The organism is Streptomyces sp. NPDC111802 (assembly GCF_055634335.1).
Map to the genome: position 1 here is coordinate 23,656 of NZ_JBVKCZ010000041.1, position 22,224 is coordinate 45,879.

Genomic DNA, 22,224 nt, shown 5'->3' on the forward strand with positions numbered 1-22,224 from the left:
GCTCAGACGCGGTCCGCCGCGATCAGCAGATACTGGAAGCTGCCGTTGCGGTAGGCGTTCAGGAACGTGTCCTCGATGCCCGTCACCAGGTGATCGGCCTCGCGGCGCAACTCCCAGTAGGGGATGGTCGCCTCGGTCAGGTCCTCCACATGGACCGGGACGAGCCGGTTGCGGGCCATGGCGCGGAAGTACTCCGAACGCGGATGGATGTCGCAGATGTAGTGGGCGTTGATGAGCGACACCTCCCGCGAGGCACGCCCGTAGGTGTCGTTGTAGCAGCCGGTGATCACCACATAGCGGCCGCCCCGGCGCAGCAGCCGGGCATGCTCGGCGAACAGCAGGTCCAACTCGACGTACATGGTGGACTCGTTGTTCCAGGAGGCGGCGTACGCCCCGGAGGCCAGCCCGGTGTCCAGCATGTTGCGGTGGTGGTAGCGCACCCGGTCGTCGATGCCCCGCTTGCGCGCCTGCGCGTTCGCGAACTCGGCCTGCTTCTCGGAGATGGTGACCCCGTCGGCGTGGCAGCCGTGGCGCAGATGCGCCACCACACTGCCGCCGCCGCGCCCGCAGCCGGCGTCGAAGACCCGGTCGGTGGGGGAGAGGGGACCGAGACGCTCGGCGAGGAGTTCGGCCTGGGCGTGCTCCAGCCGGTGCAGTTCGGCGGTGATGCGCTCACGGCGCAGCTCGGGATCGGGCTCGTCGAGCACGGAGCGGTCGGCGTTCCCGATGCCGTAGTGGTGGTGGTACAGGTCGTCGAGCTTTCCGAGTTCGAGGTTGACCGGGTTCTCCTCGGCGTTCCAGTAGTCCGCGACGCGGGTCTGGTACGTGGACTGGGCCGGCAGCGACACTGCGGCGGCGCCGGCTTCGGGGGCGATGGTCAACGGTGACTCCTCGCGTTGGTGCTTGTGACGTTCTGTCATTCGATCGCGCTCTACCAGTAGTTGGGCAGGTGATAGCGGTGGCTGTTGGTGGCGTGCCACTCGTGGTTCCCGGCCACCCAGTCGGACAGACCGCGGGCGTAGCGCTCGACGAGCGGTGAGGTGGGAGCGAGCAGGGCCGACTCCTCCTCGAACGCCTCCATGATCCGGTTGTGGATCTCGACGGCCTTCAGATAGGCGGCCTTCAGACCGCAGCGCTCGTTGGCGGCGATGACCTGCGGCAGGTTCAGATGGGTCGGGTCACTGGCCAGTTCCTTGGTGAAGGAGTACAGGTCGTTGACGATCGTGGTGGCGTTGCAGGCGAGCGCCGTGATGCGCTGGACCTCGGGGCGGGCGTACAGCGCCTCGGGCAGTTCGTAGCCGTCGACGGCGTCCACGATCGACAGACAGGGACGGAAGTTGTTGAACTGCCGCATCACCAGGTACTCCCACACTTGCGGGACGTACCGTGTCTCGCTCCAGGCCGCCTCCGCGAGATAGCCCAGATGCAGCCGGGCCAGATCGTGCACCAGCCGGTCGGTCTGGCTGGGCGTGGCGACGACGGAGTAGTCCTTGAGCGCCCAGTGGTACGAGCGCAGCGGACCGTCCCCCTGGACGCCGTGCGCCCACTGCTCCTGGAACTCCGGGGTGCCGTGGAACGGGTCGAGCGCCGACTGGGCCATGATCAGCCGTCCGCCGAGCCCGCTGCGGGAAGCGCCCCTGCCCTCGTCCTCCTCGCAGTAGCAGGAGTCGACGATGTTCTCGGCCAGCAGCAGCTCCCCGGCCACCGTCAGGCGTTCCAGGTCGGCCGCGGCCGGATGCTGGAGCACTACCGCCCGGCCGAACTGGAACCCCGAGAAGTCCCCCGACCAGGCCGGCGGGAACAGGTCGAGGCGGCGGGCCCAGTCCTCCAGCCTGCGGTCGACCTCCGCGACCTTCTCGGGGTCGGCGGGGGCGACCTGCCGGTACTTGAGCCCGGGGATCGCGCCGCCGCGCCGGGTCCGGAGGGTCCGGGCCAGGTTCGGCGGTCCGGGCAGGGACGGCGAGGAGGCCGTCGTACTCATCGGGTGCTCCAAGCGGTCACTCGGCCGTCCGGCCGATCTGGGCGTTCTCCAGGATCCCGACCGCGTCGGGCACGAGGATCGCCAGCGAGTAGTAGGCGGTGACGAGGTAGCGGATGATCGAGTTGGCGTCGATTCCCATGAACCGCACGTTCAGACCGGGCTGGTGCTCCTCGGGAATCCCGGTCTGGTACAGCCCGATGGCCCCCTGGTCGCCCTCTCCGGTGCGCAGCGCGATGATGCTGCTGGTGTGCTGCGGGCTGACCGGGATCTTGTTGCAGGGAAAAATCGGGACCCCGCGCCAGGCGGGGATCTCGTGCCCGTCGACGCTCGCCGTGCCGGGCACCAGGCCGCGCCGGTTGCACTGCCGGAAGAACGCCGCGATGGCCTTCGGATGGGCGATGAACAGCTTGGTCTTGCGGCGCATCGACAGCAGCTCGTCCATGTCGTCCGGCGTCGGCGGCCCGCTGAAGGTACTGATCCGCTGCCCGTAGTCGGCGCTGTGCAACAGCCCGAAGTCCCGGTTGTTGACCAGCTCCCACTCCTGGCGTTCGCGGATCTCCTCGATGGTCAGCCTCAGTTGCTGCTCGGTCTGGTTCATCGGGTTGTTGAAGAGGTCGGCGACCCGGGTGTGCACCCGCAGCACGGTCTGGGTCAGGGACAACTCGTACTCGCGCGGGGAGAGTTCGTAGTCGACGAAGCCGCCGCTGATGGTCGGCTCGCCGATGTGGCCCGCCTGCACGGGCACGTCGGCCTCGCCCTTGCGGTTCATCGGCAGGTTCTGGCGTTCGGCGTAGGCCTCCAGGTGCGCCGCGAGCGAGGGCACCCGGTCGGTGAGCTCCTGGACCACGGTCCAGGGCAGCACCAGCAGCACGCCCGCGGTCTCGGCGCGCACCGAGCTCAGCCACAGCGGGTCGGGCTGGCCGATGGCCTCGTCGCCGATCTGGTCGCCGTCGGTGACGACGCCGAGGATCTCCTCCTCGCCGTACTTGCCCTCGGTGAAGCGGGTGAAGCGGCCGTGCACGACGAGGTAGGCCTCCGTGACCGGCTGCCCGGCCCAGACCAGCACCTGGCCGGCCCGGACCTCGCGCACCCGGAAGCGGTTCGCGACCTCCTTGAGGACGTCGATGTCGGAGTAGCCGCGCAGCACCGGCAGTTCGGTGAGCGTCTGGGGGATGACCTTGATGTCGTCGGCGCCGTTCTGGTCGAACTGCACCCGGCCGCGCCCCACCCGGAGCTGAAGGCGCCGGTTGACGCGGTAGGTGCCGCCCTTGACGTCCACCCACGGCAGCATCTTCAGCAGCCATCGCGAGGAGATGGCCTGCATCTGGGGTTCGGACTTGGTGGTCGTCGCCAGCTGGCGCGCGGCCTCGGTGCTGAGACTGGTGAGCGGTCCGTCGGGGGCGGGGTCGTCGGCGGCGGGTCCGGTGACGCTCTCGGATACGGACACTTGTCCCTCCCTGGAGGGTGATCAGAGGTGAGCGGAGTGGTCGATGACGACGGCAGCCTCTGGGCGCGATGACGGCGTCCTCGTGGCACGGGTGGGTCGTACGCGCCGCAGGGACAAGCCAAACAGCGCCGGTGGTGGGCCCGGTACGGCGTGAAGGGGGCGGCTTCACCACCTGAGGTGCGCAAACCCTCCCTCGAAGCGGAGGGCGCACGGGCCCGTCCTTTCACGCCGGTTGCGATCACCGGGGACGGGCGGGCGCACGACGCGTGAGCACCGGCTCGCCCGTCCCGTCGGACGCCGGGGGAGCAGCAGGCTCAGGACAGGTCGTTCACCAGCACGGCCGCCCCGTCGAACCGGCCGGCCTTGAGATCCCGCAGCGCCTCGTCCGCCCGCGACAGGGGATATGTGTGTGTCGTGGCGTGCACATGGTGCTCGGCCGCGAGCGCGAGGAACTCACGGGCGTCCTCGCGCGTGTTGGAGGTGACGCTGAGCAGCCGCTTCTCGTAGAAGAGCTCGCTCTCGTACCTCAGCGCCGGAATGTCACTGAGGTGGATGCCCGCGACCGCCAGCGTTCCGCCCCGGTCGAGCGCCCGCAGCGCGATCGGCACCAGCTCACCGGCGGGCGCGAAGAGGATCGCGCTGTCCAGCGGCTCCGGCGGCATCTCGTGCGCGTCGCGCGCCGAGGCGGCACCCAGGTCGAGCGCCAGCTTCCGGGCGGCCGCCCCGCGCGTGAGGACGTGCACGGTGGCGCCCTCGGCCAGCGCCACTTGCGCGCACAGATGAGCGCTGCCGCCGAAGCCGTACAGCCCGAGCCGCCCGCCCGGCGGCAGCGCCGCCCGCCGCAGCGCGCGATAGCCGATGATCCCGGCGCACAGCAGCGGCGCGAGCGTCACATCGTCGAGGCCGCCCGGCAGCCGGTGGGCGAACGCGGCCGGCACGGTCGTGTACTCGGCGTACCCACCGTCGGTGTCCCAGCCGGTGTACGACGAGGCCGGGCACAGATTTTCCGCGCCCCGCACGCAGTAGCCGCACGTCCCGTCAGTCCGCCGCAGCCACGCCACCCCCACCCGCTCCCCGACGCCGAAGCCACGCACCGCCGACCCGAACCCCGCGACCTCCCCGACGACCTCGTGCCCCGGGGTCACGCCCGGCCGGCGCACCGGAAGATCGCCCTCGGCGACATGCAGATCCGTACGGCACACCCCGCACGCCCGCACCCGCACCAGCAGCTCGTCGTCCCCCGGCATCGGTACCGGTTTTGCGACCAGCCGCAGCGGCCCTGCCTCGACCGGCCCCGGCTCGACCACCGACCACGCGCGCATCGTTCCGTCCGCCATGCCGAGTCCCGTCCGTCGACCGGTCGCCCTCGCACCCCAGTCTGGAACGGAACCGGGCATTCGGCGCGCGACCCGTCCACCCGGTGACTAGCGTAAGAATCCGGACAACTCACCGAGCCGGGAGAGGGCCGCAGTCATGGCCGTGAAACCTGAGGGAACCCCCATCTGGGCCGACGCGATGTTCACCGACATCGAGCAGGCCAAGAGCTTCTACGGCGACGTCCTGGGCTGGACGTTCGGCGAGCAGGCGTCGGAGTACGGCAACTACACCCAGGCCTACGCGAACGGCAAGGCCGCCGCCGCGGTGGTCCCGCCCATGCCGGGCCAGGAGGGCCAGTCGCAGTGGTGCCTCTACTTCGCCTCCCCCGACGTCGACGCCACCGCCGCCAAGATCCGTGACAACGGTGGCGAGATCCTGATGGAGCCGATGGCGGTCGGCGAGTTCGGCAGCATGTGCCTGGCCCGCGAGCCCAGCGGCGCGGTCTTCGGCCTGTGGCAGGCCGGCACCCACGAGGGCTTCGAGGCGCCGCCGGAGCAGCCGGGCGCGTTCTGCTGGGGCGAGGTCTTCACGCGCGAGCCGGAGAAGCCGGACACCTTCTTCCCGGCGGTCTTCGGGTACAACGCGAAGCAGATGGAGGACGACGCCGTCGACTTCCGGATCTACTCGATCGGCGAGGACATGGCTCTCGGCCGGATGCAGATGACCGACGACTTCCCGCCCGAGGTCCCCTCCTACATCAACGTCTACTTCACGGTCGAGAACTGCGACGACGCCGTGGCCCGCGCCACCAAGCAAGGCGGCGTGCTGCGCTTCGGCCCGATGACCTCTCCGTTCGGCCGGTTCGCGGCGCTCAGCGACCCGCAGGGCGCGAACTTCTCGGTGATCGACGTCACCACGACCGAGGGGGACATGCCGAAGACGACGGACGTGTAGCGCACCTGCGACCGGACGGCCCGCCGGCCCATGGCATGATCGGGCACATGCGTGAACGTGTGGTGGCCGCGTGCGACGGGGCTTCGAAGGGAAACCCCGGGCCGGCGGGCTGGGCCTGGGTCGTCGCCGACGAGACTCAGACCCCGGCCCACTGGGAGGCGGGTCCGCTCGGCAGGGCCACCAACAACGTCGCGGAACTCACCGCCCTTGAGCGCCTGCTCACCGCCACCGACCCCGGTGTACCGCTGGAGATCCGCATGGACTCGCAGTACGCCATGAAGGCCGTCACCACCTGGCTGCCGGGCTGGAAGCGCAACGGCTGGAAGACATCCGCCGGCAAGCCGGTCGCCAACCAGGACCTCGTCGTACGCATCGACGAACTGCTGGACGGCCGCACGGTCGAGTTCCGCTACGTCCCCGCCCACCAGGTCGACGGCGATCCGCTGAACGACTTCGCCGACCGCGCCGCCAGTCAGGCGGCCATCGTGCAGGAGTCCGCGGGCAGCGAGCTCGGTTCACCGGCGCCGCCGCCCTCCCCGGACACCCCGCAGAGCAAGGCACCGCGCCGCAAGGCGACGGCGTCCCGGAAGAACGGCACCTCCTCGCGCACCATCAAGGCCAAGTTCCCCGGCCGCTGCGTCTGCGGTCGCGGCTACGCGGCGGGAGAGCCCATCGCCAAGAACGCCCAGGGCTGGGGCCACCCGGAGTGCCGTACCGCCGAGGCCTGACCGACGGGCGGGCGGTGGATCAGGCCGCGTCGAACGTGTAGTGCGCGGTGTGATCCAGCAGATCGGCCGGGCGTACGTCGTTCCACGGCTTCATCGTGTCGTTGAGGTCGATCACGTTCGGTGTCCCGGCGGCCGGCACATAGCGGGAGCCGGGGTGCCGCCGCTGCCAGTCCGCCCACAGCTTGTCGATGTAGGCGTGGTGCAGCCAGAACACCGGGTCGTTGGGCGACGCGCCGGTCGCCATCTGGCCGCCGACCCAGACATGGACCCGGTTGTGCAGATTGACGCCGCGCCAGCCTTCGAGGTGGTTGCGGAAGCCGTCCGAGCCGCTGTTCCAGGGCGCCATGTCGTACGTCGGCATGGCCAGCACGGACTCCACCTCGGCCGGGGTCGGCAGCTCCCTTACGGCGGTGCCGAGGGAGCGGCGCAGAAACGTACGGCCGTCGACGCGCACATTGATCGGCCAGTTGCCGGTCGACGCCGCGAACGGCCCGTCCATCACCTGCCCGTCGCGGCTGCGCCCGGTGCCGCCGAGGAAGTCGGGCGCCCACAGCGAGGACCGTATCGAGCGGTCGGTGCTCCAGTCCCAGTACGGCAGCGCGACCGAGGCGTCCACCTCCTGCAACGCGCCCTCGAAGTCGAGCAGGAATCTGCGGTGCCAGGGCAGGAACGACGGTGAACGATGGCCGGTGCGCTCGCCGTTGTCGGTGTCGCCGACGATGAAGGCGTTGTGCGTGGTGACGAAGGTGTCGTAGCGGCCGTTGCGCTTCAACTCCAGGAGGGCGGCGACGAATCGGCGCTTCTCGTCGGCGGTCAGGGCGGCCTGGTTCTTGCGGACGGTCATGTTCGGAGGTGCTCCAAGGTGCGGGTGCGGCTGATCAGTTGGCGGGGAAGGGCAGGAGCGCGGCGCCCTGGAGCTCGTCCACGGCGGCGCGGGCGGCGGCGCGCGGGGTGGGCACCGGGTCGTAGTGGCTGACGACGCTGATCCAGCTGCCGTCGGCGTTGCGCATCACATGCAGCTCGACCCCGTCGACGAACACGGCGTAGCCGCCGCCGTGATGCTCGTGGCCGCCGCCCGAGGCCGGCCGGCCCTGTATCCGGCGGCCCTTGTAGACCTCGTCGAAGGACGTCGGCGAGTGGTGGTCGTGCCCCGAGGCGGACGCCGTGGGGGCGAGGGCGGTCTGGACACCGGCGGCGGTGGCGAGGGCGGCCGCGGCGGTGAGCGCACGGCGACGGCTGAGTTCCGGCATGCGGACCTCCTGGGTTCGTTCGGTGATTTGTTCGGTTGCTGGCTCCGTATGCCTATCGGGTCGGATGAGAGCGGGAGAAATCGGTCGGCAGTGGTTGGGTCCGATTCGGACAAGTAGTTACATGTCGTGCAAGGTTGAATGAAGATGATCTTGCTGTGGTGACCTTCGCGAACCTCCGGAATGGGGAATTCCTTCTCCTGGGGGTCAGGTTGCCGGTGGTCCTTGGCTGACGGAGGGGGCGTCAGTGGTGCGCCTCACCCGCTGAAACTGGCGCGATCCGGAACGTCGCGGGACGGCGGTATCGCCCTGCTACTCTGCGGACCCGAAATGCTCCGTAATGCCCGGATTGAGTAATTGATAGAGGTGCGCGTGAAGGTCATCTGCGTCGGCGGCGGGCCCGCCGGCCTGTATCTGTCGATCCTGCTCAAACTGCGGGACCCGTCCCACGACGTCACCGTCCACGAACGCGACCCCGAAGGCTCCACCTACGGCTGGGGCGTCACGTACTGGCGCGGCCTGCTCGACACACTGCACAGGCACGACCCCGAGTCGGCACACGCCATCGAGACGAACTCGGTCCGCTGGAGCGAGGGCGTCGCGCAGGTACGGGGCCTGACGACCCGCCGGCCCGGCGACGAGGGGCACGGCATCGGCCGCCACCGGCTGCTGGAGATCCTCGCCGAGCGTGCCCGCTCACTGGGCGTACGCCTGGAGTTCGAGCACGGGATCACCCCGCAGGACCTGCCGGCCGCCGACCTGGTCGTGGCGGCCGACGGCGTCCACAGCGCTCTGCGCACCCGGCACGCGGCCCACTTCGGCACGGAGATCGGCACCGGTCGCAACCGCTATGTCTGGCTCGGCACCAGCAAGGTCTTCGACGCCTTCACCTTCGCCTTCGTCGGGACCGACCACGGCTGGATCTGGTGCTACGGCTACGGCTACGGCCGCGAGTCGAGCACCTGCGTCGTCGAATGCGCCCCCGAGACCTGGACCGGCCTCGGCCTCGACACCGCCAACGAGGCCGACGGACTGGCCCTGCTGGAGAAGCTGTTCGCGGGTGTCCTCGACGGTCACCCCCTCGTCGGTCGCGCGTCCGGCGACGGCGATGCCCGGTGGCTGAACTTCCGCACCGTCACCAACCGCACCTGGCACCGCGACAACCTGGTCCTGATCGGCGACGCCGCCCACACCACCCACTACTCCATCGGCGCGGGCACGACGCTCGCCCTGGAGGACGCCATCGCCCTGGCCGGCGCCCTGCACGAAGAGCCCGCCATCCCGCAGGCGCTCGCCCGCTACGAACAGGAGCGCAAGCAGGCCCTGTTGGCCGTCCAGAGCGCGGCCCGCCACAGCGCCCGGTGGTACGAGAACCTGCCCCGCTACATCCACCTGCCCCCACAGCAGATGTTCGCCCTGCTCGGCCAGCGACACTCGCCCCTGCTGCCCCATGTGCCGCCCCAGCTGTACTACCGACTCGACAAGGCGGTCACACAGTCGGAGGCGCTGCGCCGCCTCAAGCGCTGGCTCGGACCGAGGCTCGCGCGTGCCGCGCAGACCAGGGCGTCCCGTAAGTAGCCGCGCCTCACCCGAACAGCCGGTCGAGGAAGGCGTTGCCGAACACACCGTGCGGATCGAGCCGGTCCAAGGTCCCGGAAGCCTCCTCCCACACGTTCTCCCCGAAGGTGCCGGGCACGACCGCGCCCAGCACCTCGCCGTCGCTCCAGGCGGCGTCCTTCGTGTAGGCCCAGCCCTTCGACCACTCGACGCGGGTCATGGCGTACTCACCGTCGAAGGTGCGCAGCAGGAACCGCTCGATCTGGCTCAGGAACGCCTCCGCGTACGGAGTCCCGGGCAGCGTCAGGATGTTCAGCCACACGGCGGTGTCCCACTCGGGTCGCTCGCCGCGCGGGCGGAGCGCCGACAGCAGCGGGGTCCGCGCCCCGTCCAGACCGGCGTCCGCCGGATCGTCGAGGCCGGTCACCCGGATCTCCACCGAACCGTTGACCGGGAACTGGCCCCGGTCGGCGTACGCCGCGAGCCTCTCCCGGTAGAAGGCCGTGAACTCGGCCAGGACGCGCTGCACTTGGTCCCGGCCGGTCAGCACCGCGTACCCGTTCGTGGCGATCCTCAGCGTCGTCGGCCGCAGATACAGAAGCGTGTTCTTGGACGGCCCCCAGATGTCCGCCGACAGCGTCGCCACCAGGCCGAGCGCGGCCGCGTCGTACTGCGCGTTGCCGAGCACGGGCGCGAGATACCAGGCCCCGTCCGACACCATGCGCCCGACGAGGTCCGCCACGGGGGTCGGGACGCGGTCGGAGAACGGGTAGTTGTACGGCGTCGTCACATGCCGCGAGGTCAGCGGTCGAGTGGGGGAGACGCTCCACACCTTCAGCCACGGGCGCTCGGTGAAGGCGAACCAGATCGCCTCGACGCGTCCGGCCCGGTCGAGGAAGCTCTCGAAGGTGCGTCCGCCGGTGCCGGGCGCGGCGAAGAGTTCGCCGGCCGGGATGTCCGTACGGCTGACACACCGCAGGTCGGCGTTCGCGCCCACGCGCAGCACGACCTCGGTGACCAGCGAGCGGCCGAGGTGGGTGAGCAGTGCGGCGCAGTCGGCCTCGGCACGGTCGTAGGTCCGCAGCGCGTACGCGCCGCTGTCCTCGTCCCAGACGACGGCCGTCAGCGAGAGCACGAGATTGCTCAGCGAGCCGTATGTGTGACCGGGCAGTCGCCGCTCGCCCCGCGCCGGTACGGCGGTGCCGTGCGCGTCGATGGCCAGGGCGCCGCCCAGGGTGAGGTTGCCGGGCGCGGGGGCGGCGGTGAGGCCGAGGCCGTGTTCCTCCAGGTGGGTGAGGAGAGCCTCCAGTGTGACGCCGGTGCCGGCGCGCACCGAGGTGGGCGACGCCAGGGACAGGCCGGTGAGATGGGAGGCGGTGTCGACCAGGAGGACCGGCGCGTCCGACGCAGTGCCCTGGGTGATGGTCAGCGGAGACCAACCGTGCGAGGAACCCCGGGCCCGGACCCTCCAGCCGTGCCGCCAGGCCCAGTTGACTGCGGTGACCACCTGGTCCGGGCCGGTCGGGGCGCAGGCCCACAGTCCGTCCGCGGTGATCTCGCCGACCCAGTTGCGGTACGCCGAGCGGTACAGCGGCACATCCGGCGGGAAGTCCGGCAACTCCTGTGCCGCGACGGCCGGGTCGGCCGGGAGGAGGGTCGGTACAGCGGCCAGTGCGGCGGCGGTGCGCAGGAAGCCCCTGCGGCTGAAGTTGTCGATCACATGTCCAAGCTAGGATCGGCCTGACAGCAATCGCTTGCCCATCGAACCGATTCACTCTTGTGGGTGAACGATTCACAGGTGGCGAGACCGGAGGGGCCCGCTCCGTGCGGGCGGAAGGTCGATGACACACTGACGCCATGGACGAGCGTGTAATCGGTAGGTCGGGTCAGTGGGCATCCGTCGTCGGTCTCGGTACGTGGCAGCTGGGCGCCGACTGGGGCGACGTGGACGACAAGGAAGCCCTTTCGGTGCTGGACGCGGCCGTCGAGTCAGGGGTGACCTTCTTCGACACGGCCGACGTGTACGGCGACGGGCGCAGCGAGGAGACCATCGCCGGCTTCCTGCGCGGCCGGCCCGAGCTCGACATCCTCGTCGCGACCAAGATGGGCCGCCGCGTCGACCAGATCCCCGAGAACTACGTCCTCGACAACTTCCGCGCCTGGAACGACCGTTCACGGCGCAACCTCGGGGTGGACCGCCTTGACCTGGTCCAGCTGCACTGTCCGCCGACGCCCGTCTACTCGACCGACGAGGTGTTCGACGCCCTGGACACCATGGTCGAGGAGGAGCGCATCGCGGCGTACGGCGTCAGCGTGGAGACCTGCGCCGAGGCGCTCACCGCCGTCGCCCGGCCGGGCGTGGCCAGTGTGCAGATCATCCTCAACCCGTTCCGCATGAAGCCCCTCCTCGAGGTGCTGCCCGCGGCCCGGGAGGCGGGCGTCGGCATCATCGCCCGCGTGCCGCTGGCCTCCGGCCTGCTGTCGGGCAAGTACACCAAGGACACCGTCTTCCCCGCGAACGACCATCGCACCTACAACCGGCACGGCGAGTCCTTCGACCAGGGCGAGACCTTCTCCGGCGTCGACTACGAGTCCGGTGTGGAGGCGGCCGTCGAGTTCGCCGCCCTCGCCCCGGAGGGCTTCACCCCGGCGCAGCTGGCACTGCGCTGGATCATCCAGCAGCCGGGTGTGACCACCGTGATCCCGGGCGCCCGCTCGCCCGAGCAGGCCCGCGCCAACGCCGCCGCCGCCACGCTGCCGGAGCTGTCCGACGACACGCTCACGGCGATCCGGGACCTCTATGACCGGCGGATCAAGGACCAGGTCGAGGGCCGCTGGTAGGACGTACGTCTGGCCGACGGGACAGAACTCCCGCTCAGGGGGTACTCGCGGGACGGAAGGACTCAGGTCGTTCGAACCCGGGAGGACAACGTGACGGCCACCGAAGGGGCTGAGACCAGGCGCAGGGGGCGCAACGAGACCGAGGAGGAGAGAGCCGACCGCATGTGGGGCGAGCTCCTCCAGGAGGTCCGTGTGGCCCAGATGGGCGTGCAGATCCTGTTCGGCTTTCTGCTGACCGTGGTGTTCACGAACAAGTACGACACCCTGAGTTCCACCGACCGGACCATCTACATCGTGACGGTCGTGCTGGGTGCCGCGGCCACCGGCGCGCTGATCGGCCCCGTGTCCCTGCACCGCCTGGTGGCCGGGCGCCGTATCAAGCCGAAGGCGGTGGAGTGGGCCTCCAGGCTCACCTTTGTCGGCCTGGTCCTGCTCCTGGTGACCATGGCGTCCTCGCTGCTGCTGATTCTGCGGGTCGCCACCCACGACGACTATGTGCCGTGGCTGGTCGCGGGCGTGGTCGTCTGGTACGTCGTGTGCTGGTTCGTGCTGCCCATGTGGACCCGCCGCCGCTACACCGAGTGAGCGGCGGCGTCCGGCTGCGACGAGGGCGGCTACTCCTGCGGCGCCGAGCCGCCCCGCGCCCCGCGCAGTGCCGTGATGCACGTGGAGATGGCCTGCTGGAGCTCCTCCAGCTGCTCGACCATGTCGTCCTCGACGAACTCCTGCACATCGTCGAAGGTCAGCTCCTCGAAGACCTTCGTCGCCCGCTGCAGGCTGCTGTAGAACTTCGTCCGCCGCTCCTGCACCCGCAGCTCGGGATCGGCCTCCACCGCCTCCACGACGAGGGACTTCATGGTGTCGTAGGCGTCGCTGGCCCACTCTCCGGTGTCCTCGTCGTCCTCCAGCTCGTCGATGAGCGACAGATGCCGCTCGGCCTCCTGACGCAGATCGAGAGGCGCGTCCACGGTCTGCCCGGCCGGCGTCTTGATCTGGCCGGACTCGGCGATCTGGCGGACATAGCCGATCCGGTCGGCCGACCGGCTCTCCGTGGCGACGGCCTTCTTCAGATCGTCGGTGCGTACGACGTCCCGCGCCAACTCGGCCTGCAGGTCCGGGTCCTCGCGCACCCGGTCGAGCAGGGCCTGGCGGGCCGCGCGGGCGGTCGAGGGGTCGGCGAGGATCGCGGCGCGCAGCGCGGTGGGGTTCTCGGCGACCTCCAGGGCCTTCGTCGGGCGGATGCCCTCGGCCTCGGCGGCCTCGGCGATGGCGGTGCCGCGCTCGGAGGTGGCGCTGTTGCGGGAGACGTAGTAGCTGAGCCATACGTCGGCGTCCGGCAGCTCCACCTCCTGGCCCGGCGCGAGCGCCTCGAAGTGCGGGACGAGACCGTCGTCGGCGGCCCGGTCCCAGGCCTTGTAGTAGCGCATGACGCGGTCGGCGGAGCACCCGGCGAGCTCCGCGAACTCCTTCGCGGACACCTTGGGCGTCTCGCCCGCGCCCTGGCCGCCGGGCCGCACGCTGCGCGCCACCATCAGACCGAAGGCCCACCCTCCGGTCCGCGCGTAGACCCCGAACTCACGCGCGTCCCGCGCGACGAGATCGGACAGCGGGGCCTGGGGCGCGGGGGACGTCTCGGGCGGGACGAACGCCAGTGTCACGGGTGACTCTCCTGTAGGGCTGCTCGGACGGCAGAAGTGCCGACCGGCAGCTTATGGCACCAGCGGACGACGCTCGCCCGCTGTCCGCCCCGCCCGCCGCGGCACGAGTGCGGTCAGCCGAGAGCGTCCCGCAGCGCGGGCAGCAGCGTTGTCTGCGCCCAGTCGAGATAGGGCAACTGCTCCTCGCCCCCGATCTGCACCAGCGCGATCTCGGTGAATCCCGCCTCGGCGTACGGGCGTACGGCCTCGACGAAGGCGTCGGGGTCGTCGCCGCACGGGATCGACTCCGCGACGTCGTCCGGCGTGACGAACTGGGTCGCGGCGTCGAAGGAATCCGGGTGCGGCAGCTCCGAGTTGACCTTCCAGCCGCTGCCGAACCAGCGGAACTGGGAGTGGGCGCGTTTGATCGCGGTGTCCCGGTCGGGGTCGTAGCAGACGGGCAGCTGCCCCACGCGCGGCTTGCCCTCGCCGCCGTGCCGGTCGAACGCCGCCAGCAGGTCCGCCTTGGGCTCCGTGGCGATCACCAGGTCGCCGAGCCTGCCCGCGAGCTCGCACGACTGGTCGCCGGAGACGGCGATGCCGATGGGCGGCGGCTGGTCCGGCAGGTCCCACAGACGGGCCGACTCCACGTCGAAGTGCGTGCCGCGGCGGTTCACATGGCCGCCCCCGAAGAGCGCCCGGATGATCTCCACCGCCTCCTCGAACATCTCGTGCCGAACGTCCACGGACGGCCAGCCGCCGCCCACGACATGCTCGTTGAGATTCTCGCCGGAGCCGAGACCCAGCCGGAAGCGGCCCTCGGACAGCAACTGCATCGTGGCCGCCTTCTGCGCCACCACAGCCGGGTGGTAGCGGAACGTCGGACACGTCACGTAGGTCATCAGCGGAATCCGCGACGTGGCCTGGGCGGCCGCGCCCAGCACACTCCACGCGTACGGAGAGTGACCCTGCGAGTCCAGCCACGGAAAGTAGTGGTCCGAGGTCACGGAGAAATCGAAGCCGACCTCCTCGGCGCGGACCAGATGGTCCACCAGCGCACGCGGGCCGGCCTGCTCGGTCATCATCGTGTATCCGATCTGCACCATACGCGCCGAGTCCCCGGGCACGGGTGGTGAAAACGGGACGGACGGGACGAGATGCCGGGGTCCGGGACGCGAAAACCCTCGATCATCGCCCGAGCATCGGGAGAGGATGCCGGTATGTCTGCGCGCCCGTTGCCTTCGAGCACCCCCGCCGCCCAGGGCGTCGACGCCTCCGGCGTCCTCGCCTTCCTCGACGCACTCGACGCCGCCACCACGATCGAGCCGCACAGCCTGATGATCCTGCGACACGGCAGCCTGGTCGCCTCCGGCTGGTGGGCGCCGTACACCCCCGAACGCCCGCATCTGCTCTACTCGATCAGCAAGAGCTTCACCGCGACCGCCGCCGGACTCGCCGCCGCCGAGGGGCTGATACGGCTCGACGACCCGGTGATCTCGTACTTCCCCGAATTCGAGGCCGACATCACCGATCCGCGCAGCCGCGCGATGCTCGTGCGGCATGTGGCGTCGATGGCGAGCGGCCACGAGACCGACACCCTCTTCGAGGCACGCAGCCGCGACGGCGAGGACCTCGTGCGCGGCTTCCTCCAGGTGCCGCCGCCCCGCGACCCGGGCACCGTCTTCGCGTACAACCAGCCCGCCACCTTCACGCTCTCCGCCATCGTGCAGCGCGTGAGTGGTGTGTCGCTCACCGAGTATCTGCGGCCGCGCCTGCTGGATCCGCTCGGCATCGGCGACGTCGCCTGGCTGAGGGACCGTAGCGGCCGGGAGCTCGGCTTCAGCGGACTGCACGCCACCACCGACGCCATCGCCCGGCTCGGCCTGCTGTATCTGCAGGGCGGGGTGTGGGAGGGCGAGCGGCTCCTGCCCGAGTGGTGGGTGACGGAGGCGACGCGCGCGCAGATCTCGAACTCGGAGCTCATGCCCGGGGACGACTGGCAACGGGGGTACGGCTTCAAGTTCTGGATGTCCCGGCACGGCTATCGCGGCGACGGCGCGTTCGGCCAGTTCTGTGTGGTGCTGCCGGAGCACGACGCCGTGATCGCGACGACCGCGGACACCTGGGACATGCAGGCCCTGCTGAACCTGGTCTGGGAGCATCTCCTGCCCGCGTTCCGGCAAGCACCCCTGACCGGCGGCGAGGAGGCGGACGCGGCCCTGGCGGAGCGGCTGGCCGGCCTGGCGCTGCCGCCCGCGGCCGGTGAGCCGGCACCGCCCGAGCGGGCCCGGTCCTGGTCCGCCGAGGCGTTCACCCCGGAGGGCGGTCTCTGCGAGCGGCTCCCCAAGCTGACCGCCGTCGACCTCGCGCCGGACGGGGACGGCTGGACGCTGACGCTCACCGAGGACGGCCACCCGCTGCGGCTGCGGCTCGGGGGCGCCGGCTGGACCGTCACCGAGGACCCGGTGCCCACCGCGGTGAGCGGCGGCTGGACCGACCAGGACACCCTCGTCGTGGACGTCGCCTTCCTGGAGACCCCGCACCATCTGGCCGTGACGTGCTCGCTCAAGGACCGGACGTTCACGGCCCGCTGGCGCACCGACCCGCTGCACGGACTGCCGCTGCGGGCGATGGGCGCACCCCGGGCGTCGGCCTGACTCAGTCCCCGGGAATCCGGAAGGTCCGCAGGAGCAAGTCCAGGGCCTCCTGGTTCTCGGGGTCGTCCCAGTCGTCCTCCGGGGCGGTCCAGCGCAGTGAGTAGCCGCGGTGCGAGTCGAGGAGGAAGCCGCGGCCGAAGGTACGCAAGCGGGTGCCGTCGTCCGTTTCGGAGACCCACTCCATGTCGGCGGCCTCGTATCCCTGGTACGTGGTCGCCTCGATGTCGCCGATCCGCTGGAAGCCGGTGCGCTCCTCCAGTTCGGGCTGGACCCCGTCGCGCCAGACGGCGACGGGGTCCGGGCCCAGGGCCTCGCTGTAGGTGACCGCCAGCCTGCGCTCATCGCCGTCGGCGCCGAGGAAGACGCGGAACGCCAGGTCCGAGGCACGCTTGGTGCCCAGCGGCTGCCACCCCTCGGGCAGGGCGACCGAGAAGCCCTCCGGCGCCTTGTACGTCCGGTAGCCGGCGGGCAGGCCCGGGTCCGAGGGGGAGGCGGTGGGCGTCGCCGGTTCCGTCGCCGGCCCCGTCGCTTCCTGGGAGGGGGATGTGCTGGGCGTGGCCGAGGGGGAAGCGCCGGTCGGTGCCCCGGCGGAGGTGGAAGGAGTGGGCGCCGCACCCGTCGCCGAGCCCGAGTCGTCATTGCGGCCGTTGGTCACCACGAGGACGGCGGCCGCGACAGTGACCACGGCCAGGGCCGTGCCGATGACCATGGCGCGTCTGCCCCAAGCGGGGCCGACGGCGCAGCGACCGCGCAGCCGGGGGCTCTTCAGGGCCTGGGTGGCCGCGTCGGGATCCTCGTTGAGCACACGCGTGAACGCCTCACGGACCACCGGTCTGCTCAGTCGCTCCCGGGAGTCCTTGCGCAACAGCCCCTGCACGGCCTGGGTGAGCGGACCGGCGCGCACCGGGGCGCGCAGCGGAAGCCGGTCCACTCCCTTCAACGTGGCCTCGGGGCGGTCCCGTTCGCGGTACGGCGGACGCCCCTCGACCATCGTGTAGAGGATCGCGCCGAGCGCCCACAGATCGGACGCCGGCCCGATGCGCTCGTCACGGGCCTGTTCCGGCGACGCGTACGACGGCGCGGCCACGCGGGGCGAGAGGGTCGCGCCGGCCAGCCCGAAGCCGGTGACCACGACGGACCCGTCGCCGCCGACGAACACCTGCCCAGGGCTCAACTCGCCGTGCGTGATGCCGGCGACGTGCGCGGCCTCCAGCACATCGAGCAGTTCGAGTCCGATGCGCGCGGCCCGCACATAGTTGAACGAGCCCTGCTGGGCGATGAGTTCGCCCAGGGGCGTGCCATCGATCCACTCCGTGACGATCCACAGGCTCCCGGAGTCCTCGACGGCGTCCAGCACGGCTGCGACCCGGCCCGGACGCAGCAGCCCCATCCGCTCGGACGTCCGCAGAAGGCGTGAGGTCGCCCGGCGACGGTCGTCCGGGCACGGATCGTCGGGGAGCCCGATCTGGGTGAGGAGGCACGGGCGTTCGGTCTCCACGTCCTCGGCGTAGTAGCTGACGCGGTTCGTCTCGCGATGGACGACATCGACGAGCCGATACCTCGCGGCGACCAACTCGGCTGTGGAGACGCGCGCCTTGACCATGGCCATCCCTCGCTGAACCCGGGCTCTCATTTCTCACAGGAAGTACGAGAGACATGACGGGAAGCGTTCAACCAAAACCTCAACTAAAGGGCGCTTCTTTTCATTTGGATTCTGACGCGGGAGTAACTTCGGGAAAAGCGCAGGGAAATGGAGTTCGAATCCTTCAGCGAACGCCGAAATCGGCTGCCCAGCGCAGCACGTCCGAAGTCGCCGCGTTGCCTCCGCACACGATCAGCCCGAGCCGGGCACCGTCCCCCACTCGCTCCAGGACCCGGCGGGCCGCGGGCAGCAGACAGCCGGCCGCCGGCTCGGTCCACACCTTGGCGTGCTCGGCGAGGTCGAGCACGCCCCGCACCGCCTCCCGGTCCGGCACCACCAGCACCTCGTCGACCAACTCGGACACATGGTCGTACGTCAACTGCGAGACGGCCGGCGCGCTCAACGTGGACACGATCGACGAAAGCGCCACCGGCACCGGCCCGCCCGCAGCCAGCGCCCGGGACATGGCCTCGGCGCCCTCGGTCTCCACGCCCCAGACACGCACGCCCGGACGCCTGGCCCGCAGCGCCACCGCGACACCGGCGATGAGCCCGCCGCCCCCGACGCTGACGATCACGTCCGTGAGCTCACCGGCGTCGTCGGCCAGCTCCAGACCGACGGTGCCCTGCCCGGCGATCACCAGGGCGTCGTCGAAGGGATGGACGAGCGTCAGACCCTCGTCCCGCAACCGGGTGACGAGCGAGAACGCGCTGTCCATGTCGTCCGTCAGCCGCACCGCCGCCCCGGCGTCCTCGACGATCCGGATGGAGCGGGCCGGCGCCGAACGCGGCATCACCACCGTGGCCTTCACATCGAGGACGGCGGCCGTCATCGCCAGGGCGATGCCATGGTTGCCCCCGCTGACCGCCACGACCCCGGCGGCCCGCTGGGCCTCGCTCAGCGACAGCAGCTTCGCCGTCGCGCCGCGGGCCTTGAACGACCCGGTGCGCTGGAGCAGTTCGAGCTTGGCCGTGACCGGAACACCGAGCAGGGCCGTGAGGCCGGGGCTGGGTACGGTCGGGGTGCGCACCACATGTCCGGCGATGAGGCCGGCCGCGGCTTCGACGTCCGAGATCCCGATCAAGGCAGTCACCCTTCCGGCGCGGGGGCGGGATCCGCACCGCTCGGCACCCTGACGCGGGAGACGTCGCCGGTCAACCCGGTTTCGCGAGGGCGGCGCAAGACACCGCCGGACGTGTGCGGCGCGCTGTCACAGATCGCGCCGCACGAGGAAGTCCAGCAGCGACCGCAGCTCCTCGGCGGGTCCCTCCGCCAACGGTACGTCCGCCAGGGCTGTCTCCACGGCGGCGACATGACGCCGTGCCCGCGCGAGCGCGGCCGTGCGGCCGCCCACCTCCTCGATCAGGGCGGCCGCCTCGCCGGGGTCGGCGGGCGACTCCAGGAGTGCGCAGAGCCGTCCGGCGGCGGGGGAGTCGAGCGCGGCCAGCACGGGATACGTCTTCTTGCGCTCCCGAAGATCGCCGTACACCGGCTTGCCGGTGACGGCCGGGTCGCCCCAGATGCCCAGCAGATCGTCCACGATCTGGAAGGCGATGCCCAGATGCCGGCCCGCACGGTCGAGGGCGGAGACGGTCGTGGGCGGCGCACCGCCGAGCAGGGCGCCCAGCGCGGCCGCGCAGCCCAGCAGAGCGCCCGTCTTGTGCTCGGCCATCGTCCGGTACTCGTCCGGCCGCACCCGCTCCGGCCCGGTCCAGGGACGGGTGGCGAACAGCAGGTCGTCCGCCTGCCCGCGCACCAGGTCCCGCAGCGCCACCGACAGCAGTCGTACGGCCTCGGGGCCGGCCGGTGCCGCCGCGAGCGTCTCGACGGCGAGGGCGAACAGCGCGTCGCCCGCGAGGACGGCTGGGCCGGTGCCGTACGCCTTCCACACCGCGGGGCGCCGGCGCCGTGCCTCGTCGCCGTCCATGATGTCGTCGTGCAGCAGGGAGAAGGCGTGCACCAGCTCCACCGCGACCGCCCCGGGCACCGCGACCCGGCCGGGCGCACCGGCCGCCTCGGCGGCGAGCACGGCCAGCGCCTGCCGTACGCCCTTGCCGCCGGAGCCGGCGGACGGCGCGCCGCCCACCTCGCACCAGCCGAAGGAGTACGCGGCCATCTCACCGACCCAGGGATGCGTCCGCCCCACCGTCTCCCGCAGTGCGGGCCGCACCAAGGCACGGCAACGGTCGAGGACCTGGCGGGCGTCCACCGGAGCGTGTACCGACGAGGCGCGCTGGTGGGTGTCCGTCGGAGTCCGCAGCGCCGAAGGGAGCGCCGTCACCGTCCGACCCCCGCCATCGCGTCCTCGTCGATACCGAACTCCTCCTGCGCCCGCGCCACCATCTGCCGCGCGTGCCGCAACCCGATCCGCTCCAACACCCCGGCCAGCTCGGCCAGTTCGGCGGCGGTCTCGGTACGGTCGCGCCCCAGCCGGGCCCGCGACTTGGCCAGCCCCAGCCGGGACAGCGCCTCCCCGCGCGGCTCGCTCATCGCACGGAACTCCGCGAGCGCCTGCTCGTACAGCTCCCGGGCCTCGGCGTAGCGCTCGGCGCGGTAGAGGACGTTGCCGCGCATCTTGTGGTTGTAGGCCAGCGCGCTGGAGAGCTTCATCGCCCGGCATATGGTCTCCGCCTCGGACAGCAGCGCAAGGGCCCGCTCCACGTCGCCGTCGCGCACCGAGACGATGTCCGCGAGTCCGCGCAGCGCCCAGGCGTGACCGCGCCGGTCCTCGGCCCGCGCGGCGATCTCGGCCGCCTCCTCGAACAGGGCGTACGCCGTGTCGTACGAGCCGGTGTTGCGATGGATCTGGGCGATGCCCTCCAGCGCCCACACGGTGTGCCGCGCCTCGCCGCGCCGCCGTGCCTCGGCCAGCAGCTGCTCGTGCAGCCGGTGGACGGCCTCGTAGTCCCCCTGGATGCGGCCGGTCTCCGCCAGACCGGCCAGCGAGTAGCCGCGTACGACGATGTCGCCGCCGCGCTCGCCGAGGTCCGCCGCGAGCTGAAGGAGCCGGCGGGCCAGCGGGAACGCGCCGCGCTGCCGGGCCAGCGTGCCGCCGCTCCACAGCGCCCAGGCCATCGCCGCGGTGTCGTCGGCCTCGCGGGCGGCGCGATAGCTCGCCTTCCACGCCCGGTCCGCGTCACCGACCTGTCCCAGCCGGCGGTGCGCCTCCGCGACCGCGAGCCCCGAGCGCGCCGCCTCGCCGTGCTGACCGGCCCGCTCGGCCGCTCTCAACTGCTCGGTGCCGGCGGCCAGTACGTCGGTGAGCGACGAGTTCACGGACAGGGTGGTGAGGGCCCCCTGGTACTCCGGGGCGAATGCCTTACCGTACATCGATGCCTTTCGATCGATATACACGCCATGTATACGCACGGTGTATAGGCGGTGTGTATACGTGATGGGTATACACGGCGTGTATAGAGCGTTGGAAACCGGCCCCGACCGAAAGGTCGGCCAGGGCTTCACCTGTTGTCGATCAAGACGTCGGCAGGGCGGACGGGGTTGCCTGTGAGGCGCAGATCACCTCGCGGCGCCGTTTCAGTGCTGCTGCGGTTTCTGCGGTGTCGCCTCGCTCGGGCGTACGACGACATAGCCCTGACCTTGCAGCATCAGCTGCACGGCCTCCCCGGAACCGCCGCGCAGCATCGAGCCGAGGGACTGCGAGCGATGCAGCGAGGTCTGGAGCCCGGCGGTCCAGCCGACCACCGCGTCCGTGTCGACGTACACCGGGTACTCGGGCGAGACCGGGATGACCAGAGGATTGCCCTCACAGACCAGCCCGAGCCTGCCCTGGCCCGTGAAGACGCTGTTGAACAGGCCGCCACCGGCGATGCCCGACCCCTTCACCGTCGCTATCCGGTACGACAACGTCGCGTCGAAACACAGGACGTTGCGGCCGTTCACCGTGAACTCGTCGCCGGGGTCGACGTCGACGATGAAGCAGTTCTGTGCCTCGTGCGCGAACCAGGCCTCACCCTGTCCGCGCACCGCCATCAGCGGCAGCCCCTCACCGGTCATCGCCCGCTTGAGCATCCCGCCGACGCCCTGGCCCTTGCGCTCGAACTGGAGGTTGCCGCGGTAGGCGACCATCGCGCCCTGGCGGGCGTGCATCTCGCCGTTCACCGCGTACTTGATGCACTTGGCGTTCTCTGTCGTCATGCCCGGCGCGGTGGCGGGCTGGACCATGTACTCGCTGGAAAAGAGGTCACCCTTCATAGGG

At 71.0% G+C, this 22,224-nt stretch carries 20 protein-coding genes; 6 read left to right on the forward strand and 14 right to left on the reverse strand.

Going from position 1 to position 22,224, the window contains the following annotated elements; translation table 11 throughout:
• Window positions 1-2: 2 nt before the first annotated feature.
• The 4 genes from ACZ7NC_RS34765 to ACZ7NC_RS34780 all read right to left on the reverse strand — a co-directional run bounded on the left by ACZ7NC_RS34765 (window position 3) and on the right by ACZ7NC_RS34780 (window position 4,750).
• The gene (locus ACZ7NC_RS34765; RefSeq protein WP_471494258.1) at window positions 3-881 is read right to left on the reverse strand and encodes a geranyl diphosphate 2-C-methyltransferase; all 879 of its coding nucleotides are present in this window, start codon (window positions 879-881) and stop codon (window positions 3-5) included.
• Between the two features lie 50 nt (window positions 882-931).
• Window positions 932-1,981 (reverse strand): family 2 encapsulin nanocompartment cargo protein terpene cyclase, encoded by a 1,050-nt coding sequence (locus tag ACZ7NC_RS34770; protein WP_471494260.1) that lies wholly within the window; start codon window positions 1,979-1,981, stop codon window positions 932-934.
• Window positions 1,982-1,997: 16 nt separating this feature from the next.
• Window positions 1,998-3,428: a family 2B encapsulin nanocompartment shell protein gene (locus tag ACZ7NC_RS34775; protein WP_471494262.1), complete on the reverse strand. Its 1,431-nt coding sequence runs from the start codon at window positions 3,426-3,428 to the stop codon at window positions 1,998-2,000.
• Window positions 3,429-3,742: 314 nt separating this feature from the next.
• Window positions 3,743-4,750: a zinc-binding alcohol dehydrogenase family protein gene (locus ACZ7NC_RS34780; protein ID WP_471494374.1), complete on the reverse strand. Its 1,008-nt coding sequence runs from the start codon at window positions 4,748-4,750 to the stop codon at window positions 3,743-3,745.
• A gap of 151 nt (window positions 4,751-4,901) precedes the next feature.
• Here ACZ7NC_RS34780 and ACZ7NC_RS34785 point away from each other — a divergent pair, with 151 nt between their 5' ends.
• Window positions 4,902-5,699 (forward strand): VOC family protein, encoded by a 798-nt coding sequence (locus tag ACZ7NC_RS34785; RefSeq protein WP_471494265.1) that lies wholly within the window; start codon window positions 4,902-4,904, stop codon window positions 5,697-5,699.
• Between the two features lie 35 nt (window positions 5,700-5,734).
• Window positions 5,735-6,427: a ribonuclease H family protein gene (locus ACZ7NC_RS34790; RefSeq protein WP_471494267.1), complete on the forward strand. Its 693-nt coding sequence runs from the start codon at window positions 5,735-5,737 to the stop codon at window positions 6,425-6,427.
• A gap of 19 nt (window positions 6,428-6,446) precedes the next feature.
• Here ACZ7NC_RS34790 and melC2 read toward each other — a convergent pair whose 3' ends face one another.
• Together melC2 and melC1 are read right to left on the reverse strand one after the other, a co-directional pair.
• Window positions 6,447-7,271 (reverse strand): tyrosinase MelC2, encoded by an 825-nt coding sequence (gene melC2, locus ACZ7NC_RS34795; RefSeq protein WP_471494270.1) that lies wholly within the window; start codon window positions 7,269-7,271, stop codon window positions 6,447-6,449.
• A 34-nt stretch (window positions 7,272-7,305) separates the two neighbouring features.
• Entirely contained in the window at window positions 7,306-7,677 is a 372-nt protein-coding gene (gene melC1 / locus ACZ7NC_RS34800) for an apotyrosinase chaperone MelC1 (protein ID WP_471494272.1), read from the reverse strand.
• Window positions 7,678-8,040: 363 nt separating this feature from the next.
• On the opposite strand from melC1, the gene ACZ7NC_RS34805 reads away from it, so the two are divergent.
• The gene (locus tag ACZ7NC_RS34805; protein ID WP_471494274.1) at window positions 8,041-9,252 is read left to right on the forward strand and encodes an FAD-dependent monooxygenase; all 1,212 of its coding nucleotides are present in this window, start codon (window positions 8,041-8,043) and stop codon (window positions 9,250-9,252) included.
• Between the two features lie 7 nt (window positions 9,253-9,259).
• Here ACZ7NC_RS34805 and ACZ7NC_RS34810 read toward each other — a convergent pair whose 3' ends face one another.
• Entirely contained in the window at window positions 9,260-10,951 is a 1,692-nt protein-coding gene (locus tag ACZ7NC_RS34810; protein WP_471494276.1) for a cholesterol oxidase substrate-binding domain-containing protein, read from the reverse strand.
• Window positions 10,952-11,088: 137 nt separating this feature from the next.
• Between ACZ7NC_RS34810 and ACZ7NC_RS34815 the strand changes: the two genes are divergently transcribed.
• A complete protein-coding gene (locus ACZ7NC_RS34815; RefSeq protein ID WP_471494279.1) occupies window positions 11,089-12,072 on the forward strand; it encodes an aldo/keto reductase in 984 nt (327 codons plus the stop codon).
• Window positions 12,073-12,234: 162 nt separating this feature from the next.
• Complete coding sequence (locus tag ACZ7NC_RS34820) at window positions 12,235-12,657, forward strand: DUF6328 family protein (RefSeq protein ID WP_471494376.1); 423 nt, start codon at window positions 12,235-12,237, stop codon at window positions 12,655-12,657.
• A gap of 29 nt (window positions 12,658-12,686) precedes the next feature.
• Here the strand turns inward: ACZ7NC_RS34820 and ACZ7NC_RS34825 are convergent, their stop codons facing one another.
• Window positions 12,687-13,730, reverse strand: coding sequence for a hypothetical protein (locus tag ACZ7NC_RS34825; RefSeq protein ID WP_471494281.1), 1,044 nt, complete (start codon window positions 13,728-13,730; stop codon window positions 12,687-12,689).
• A 113-nt stretch (window positions 13,731-13,843) separates the two neighbouring features.
• Window positions 13,844-14,815 (reverse strand): LLM class F420-dependent oxidoreductase, encoded by a 972-nt coding sequence (locus ACZ7NC_RS34830; protein WP_471494283.1) that lies wholly within the window; start codon window positions 14,813-14,815, stop codon window positions 13,844-13,846.
• A gap of 114 nt (window positions 14,816-14,929) precedes the next feature.
• Here ACZ7NC_RS34830 and ACZ7NC_RS34835 point away from each other — a divergent pair, with 114 nt between their 5' ends.
• Window positions 14,930-16,366 (forward strand): serine hydrolase domain-containing protein, encoded by a 1,437-nt coding sequence (locus ACZ7NC_RS34835; RefSeq protein WP_471494285.1) that lies wholly within the window; start codon window positions 14,930-14,932, stop codon window positions 16,364-16,366.
• A gap of 1 nt (window position 16,367) precedes the next feature.
• Here the strand turns inward: ACZ7NC_RS34835 and ACZ7NC_RS34840 are convergent, their stop codons facing one another.
• From ACZ7NC_RS34840 to ACZ7NC_RS34860, 5 genes are all read right to left on the reverse strand, one after another.
• Window positions 16,368-17,975: a serine/threonine protein kinase gene (locus ACZ7NC_RS34840; RefSeq protein WP_471494287.1), complete on the reverse strand. Its 1,608-nt coding sequence runs from the start codon at window positions 17,973-17,975 to the stop codon at window positions 16,368-16,370.
• 157 nt (window positions 17,976-18,132) lie between these two features.
• Complete coding sequence (locus ACZ7NC_RS34845; protein ID WP_471494289.1) at window positions 18,133-19,092, reverse strand: threonine/serine dehydratase; 960 nt, start codon at window positions 19,090-19,092, stop codon at window positions 18,133-18,135.
• 126 nt (window positions 19,093-19,218) lie between these two features.
• Window positions 19,219-20,289, reverse strand: a complete 1,071-nt coding sequence (locus ACZ7NC_RS34850; RefSeq protein ID WP_471494291.1) for a polyprenyl synthetase family protein — start codon at window positions 20,287-20,289, stop codon at window positions 19,219-19,221.
• Window positions 20,286-21,338, reverse strand: coding sequence for a tetratricopeptide repeat protein (locus tag ACZ7NC_RS34855; RefSeq protein WP_471494294.1), 1,053 nt, complete (start codon window positions 21,336-21,338; stop codon window positions 20,286-20,288). Before ACZ7NC_RS34855 ends, ACZ7NC_RS34850 begins: the two co-directional genes overlap by 4 nt.
• 204 nt (window positions 21,339-21,542) lie before the next feature.
• Entirely contained in the window at window positions 21,543-22,220 is a 678-nt protein-coding gene (locus ACZ7NC_RS34860; RefSeq protein ID WP_471494297.1) for an AIM24 family protein, read from the reverse strand.
• Window positions 22,221-22,224: the final 4 nt, after the last annotated feature.

What these genes read in the sequence shown, in the direction of transcription:
- ACZ7NC_RS34785 (WP_471494265.1), top strand. Translation starts at nt 4,902, where the DNA reads ATGGCCGTGAAACCTGAGGGAACCCCCATCTGGGCCGACGCGATGTTC.
- ACZ7NC_RS34835 (WP_471494285.1), top strand. Translation starts at nt 14,930, where the DNA reads ATGTCTGCGCGCCCGTTGCCTTCGAGCACCCCCGCCGCCCAGGGCGTC.
- melC2 (WP_471494270.1), bottom strand. Translation starts at nt 7,271, where the DNA reads ATGACCGTCCGCAAGAACCAGGCCGCCCTGACCGCCGACGAGAAGCGC.
- ACZ7NC_RS34780 (WP_471494374.1), bottom strand. Translation starts at nt 4,750, where the DNA reads ATGCGCGCGTGGTCGGTGGTCGAGCCGGGGCCGGTCGAGGCAGGGCCG.
- ACZ7NC_RS34830 (WP_471494283.1), bottom strand. Translation starts at nt 14,815, where the DNA reads ATGGTGCAGATCGGATACACGATGATGACCGAGCAGGCCGGCCCGCGT.
- melC1 (WP_471494272.1), bottom strand. Translation starts at nt 7,677, where the DNA reads ATGCCGGAACTCAGCCGTCGCCGTGCGCTCACCGCCGCGGCCGCCCTC.
- ACZ7NC_RS34860 (WP_471494297.1), bottom strand. Translation starts at nt 22,220, where the DNA reads ATGAAGGGTGACCTCTTTTCCAGCGAGTACATGGTCCAGCCCGCCACC.
- ACZ7NC_RS34840 (WP_471494287.1), bottom strand. Translation starts at nt 17,975, where the DNA reads ATGGCCATGGTCAAGGCGCGCGTCTCCACAGCCGAGTTGGTCGCCGCG.
- ACZ7NC_RS34770 (WP_471494260.1), bottom strand. Translation starts at nt 1,981, where the DNA reads ATGAGTACGACGGCCTCCTCGCCGTCCCTGCCCGGACCGCCGAACCTG.
- ACZ7NC_RS34855 (WP_471494294.1), bottom strand. Translation starts at nt 21,338, where the DNA reads ATGTACGGTAAGGCATTCGCCCCGGAGTACCAGGGGGCCCTCACCACC.
- ACZ7NC_RS34815 (WP_471494279.1), top strand. Translation starts at nt 11,089, where the DNA reads ATGGACGAGCGTGTAATCGGTAGGTCGGGTCAGTGGGCATCCGTCGTC.
- ACZ7NC_RS34820 (WP_471494376.1), top strand. Translation starts at nt 12,235, where the DNA reads ATGTGGGGCGAGCTCCTCCAGGAGGTCCGTGTGGCCCAGATGGGCGTG.
- ACZ7NC_RS34790 (WP_471494267.1), top strand. Translation starts at nt 5,735, where the DNA reads ATGATCGGGCACATGCGTGAACGTGTGGTGGCCGCGTGCGACGGGGCT.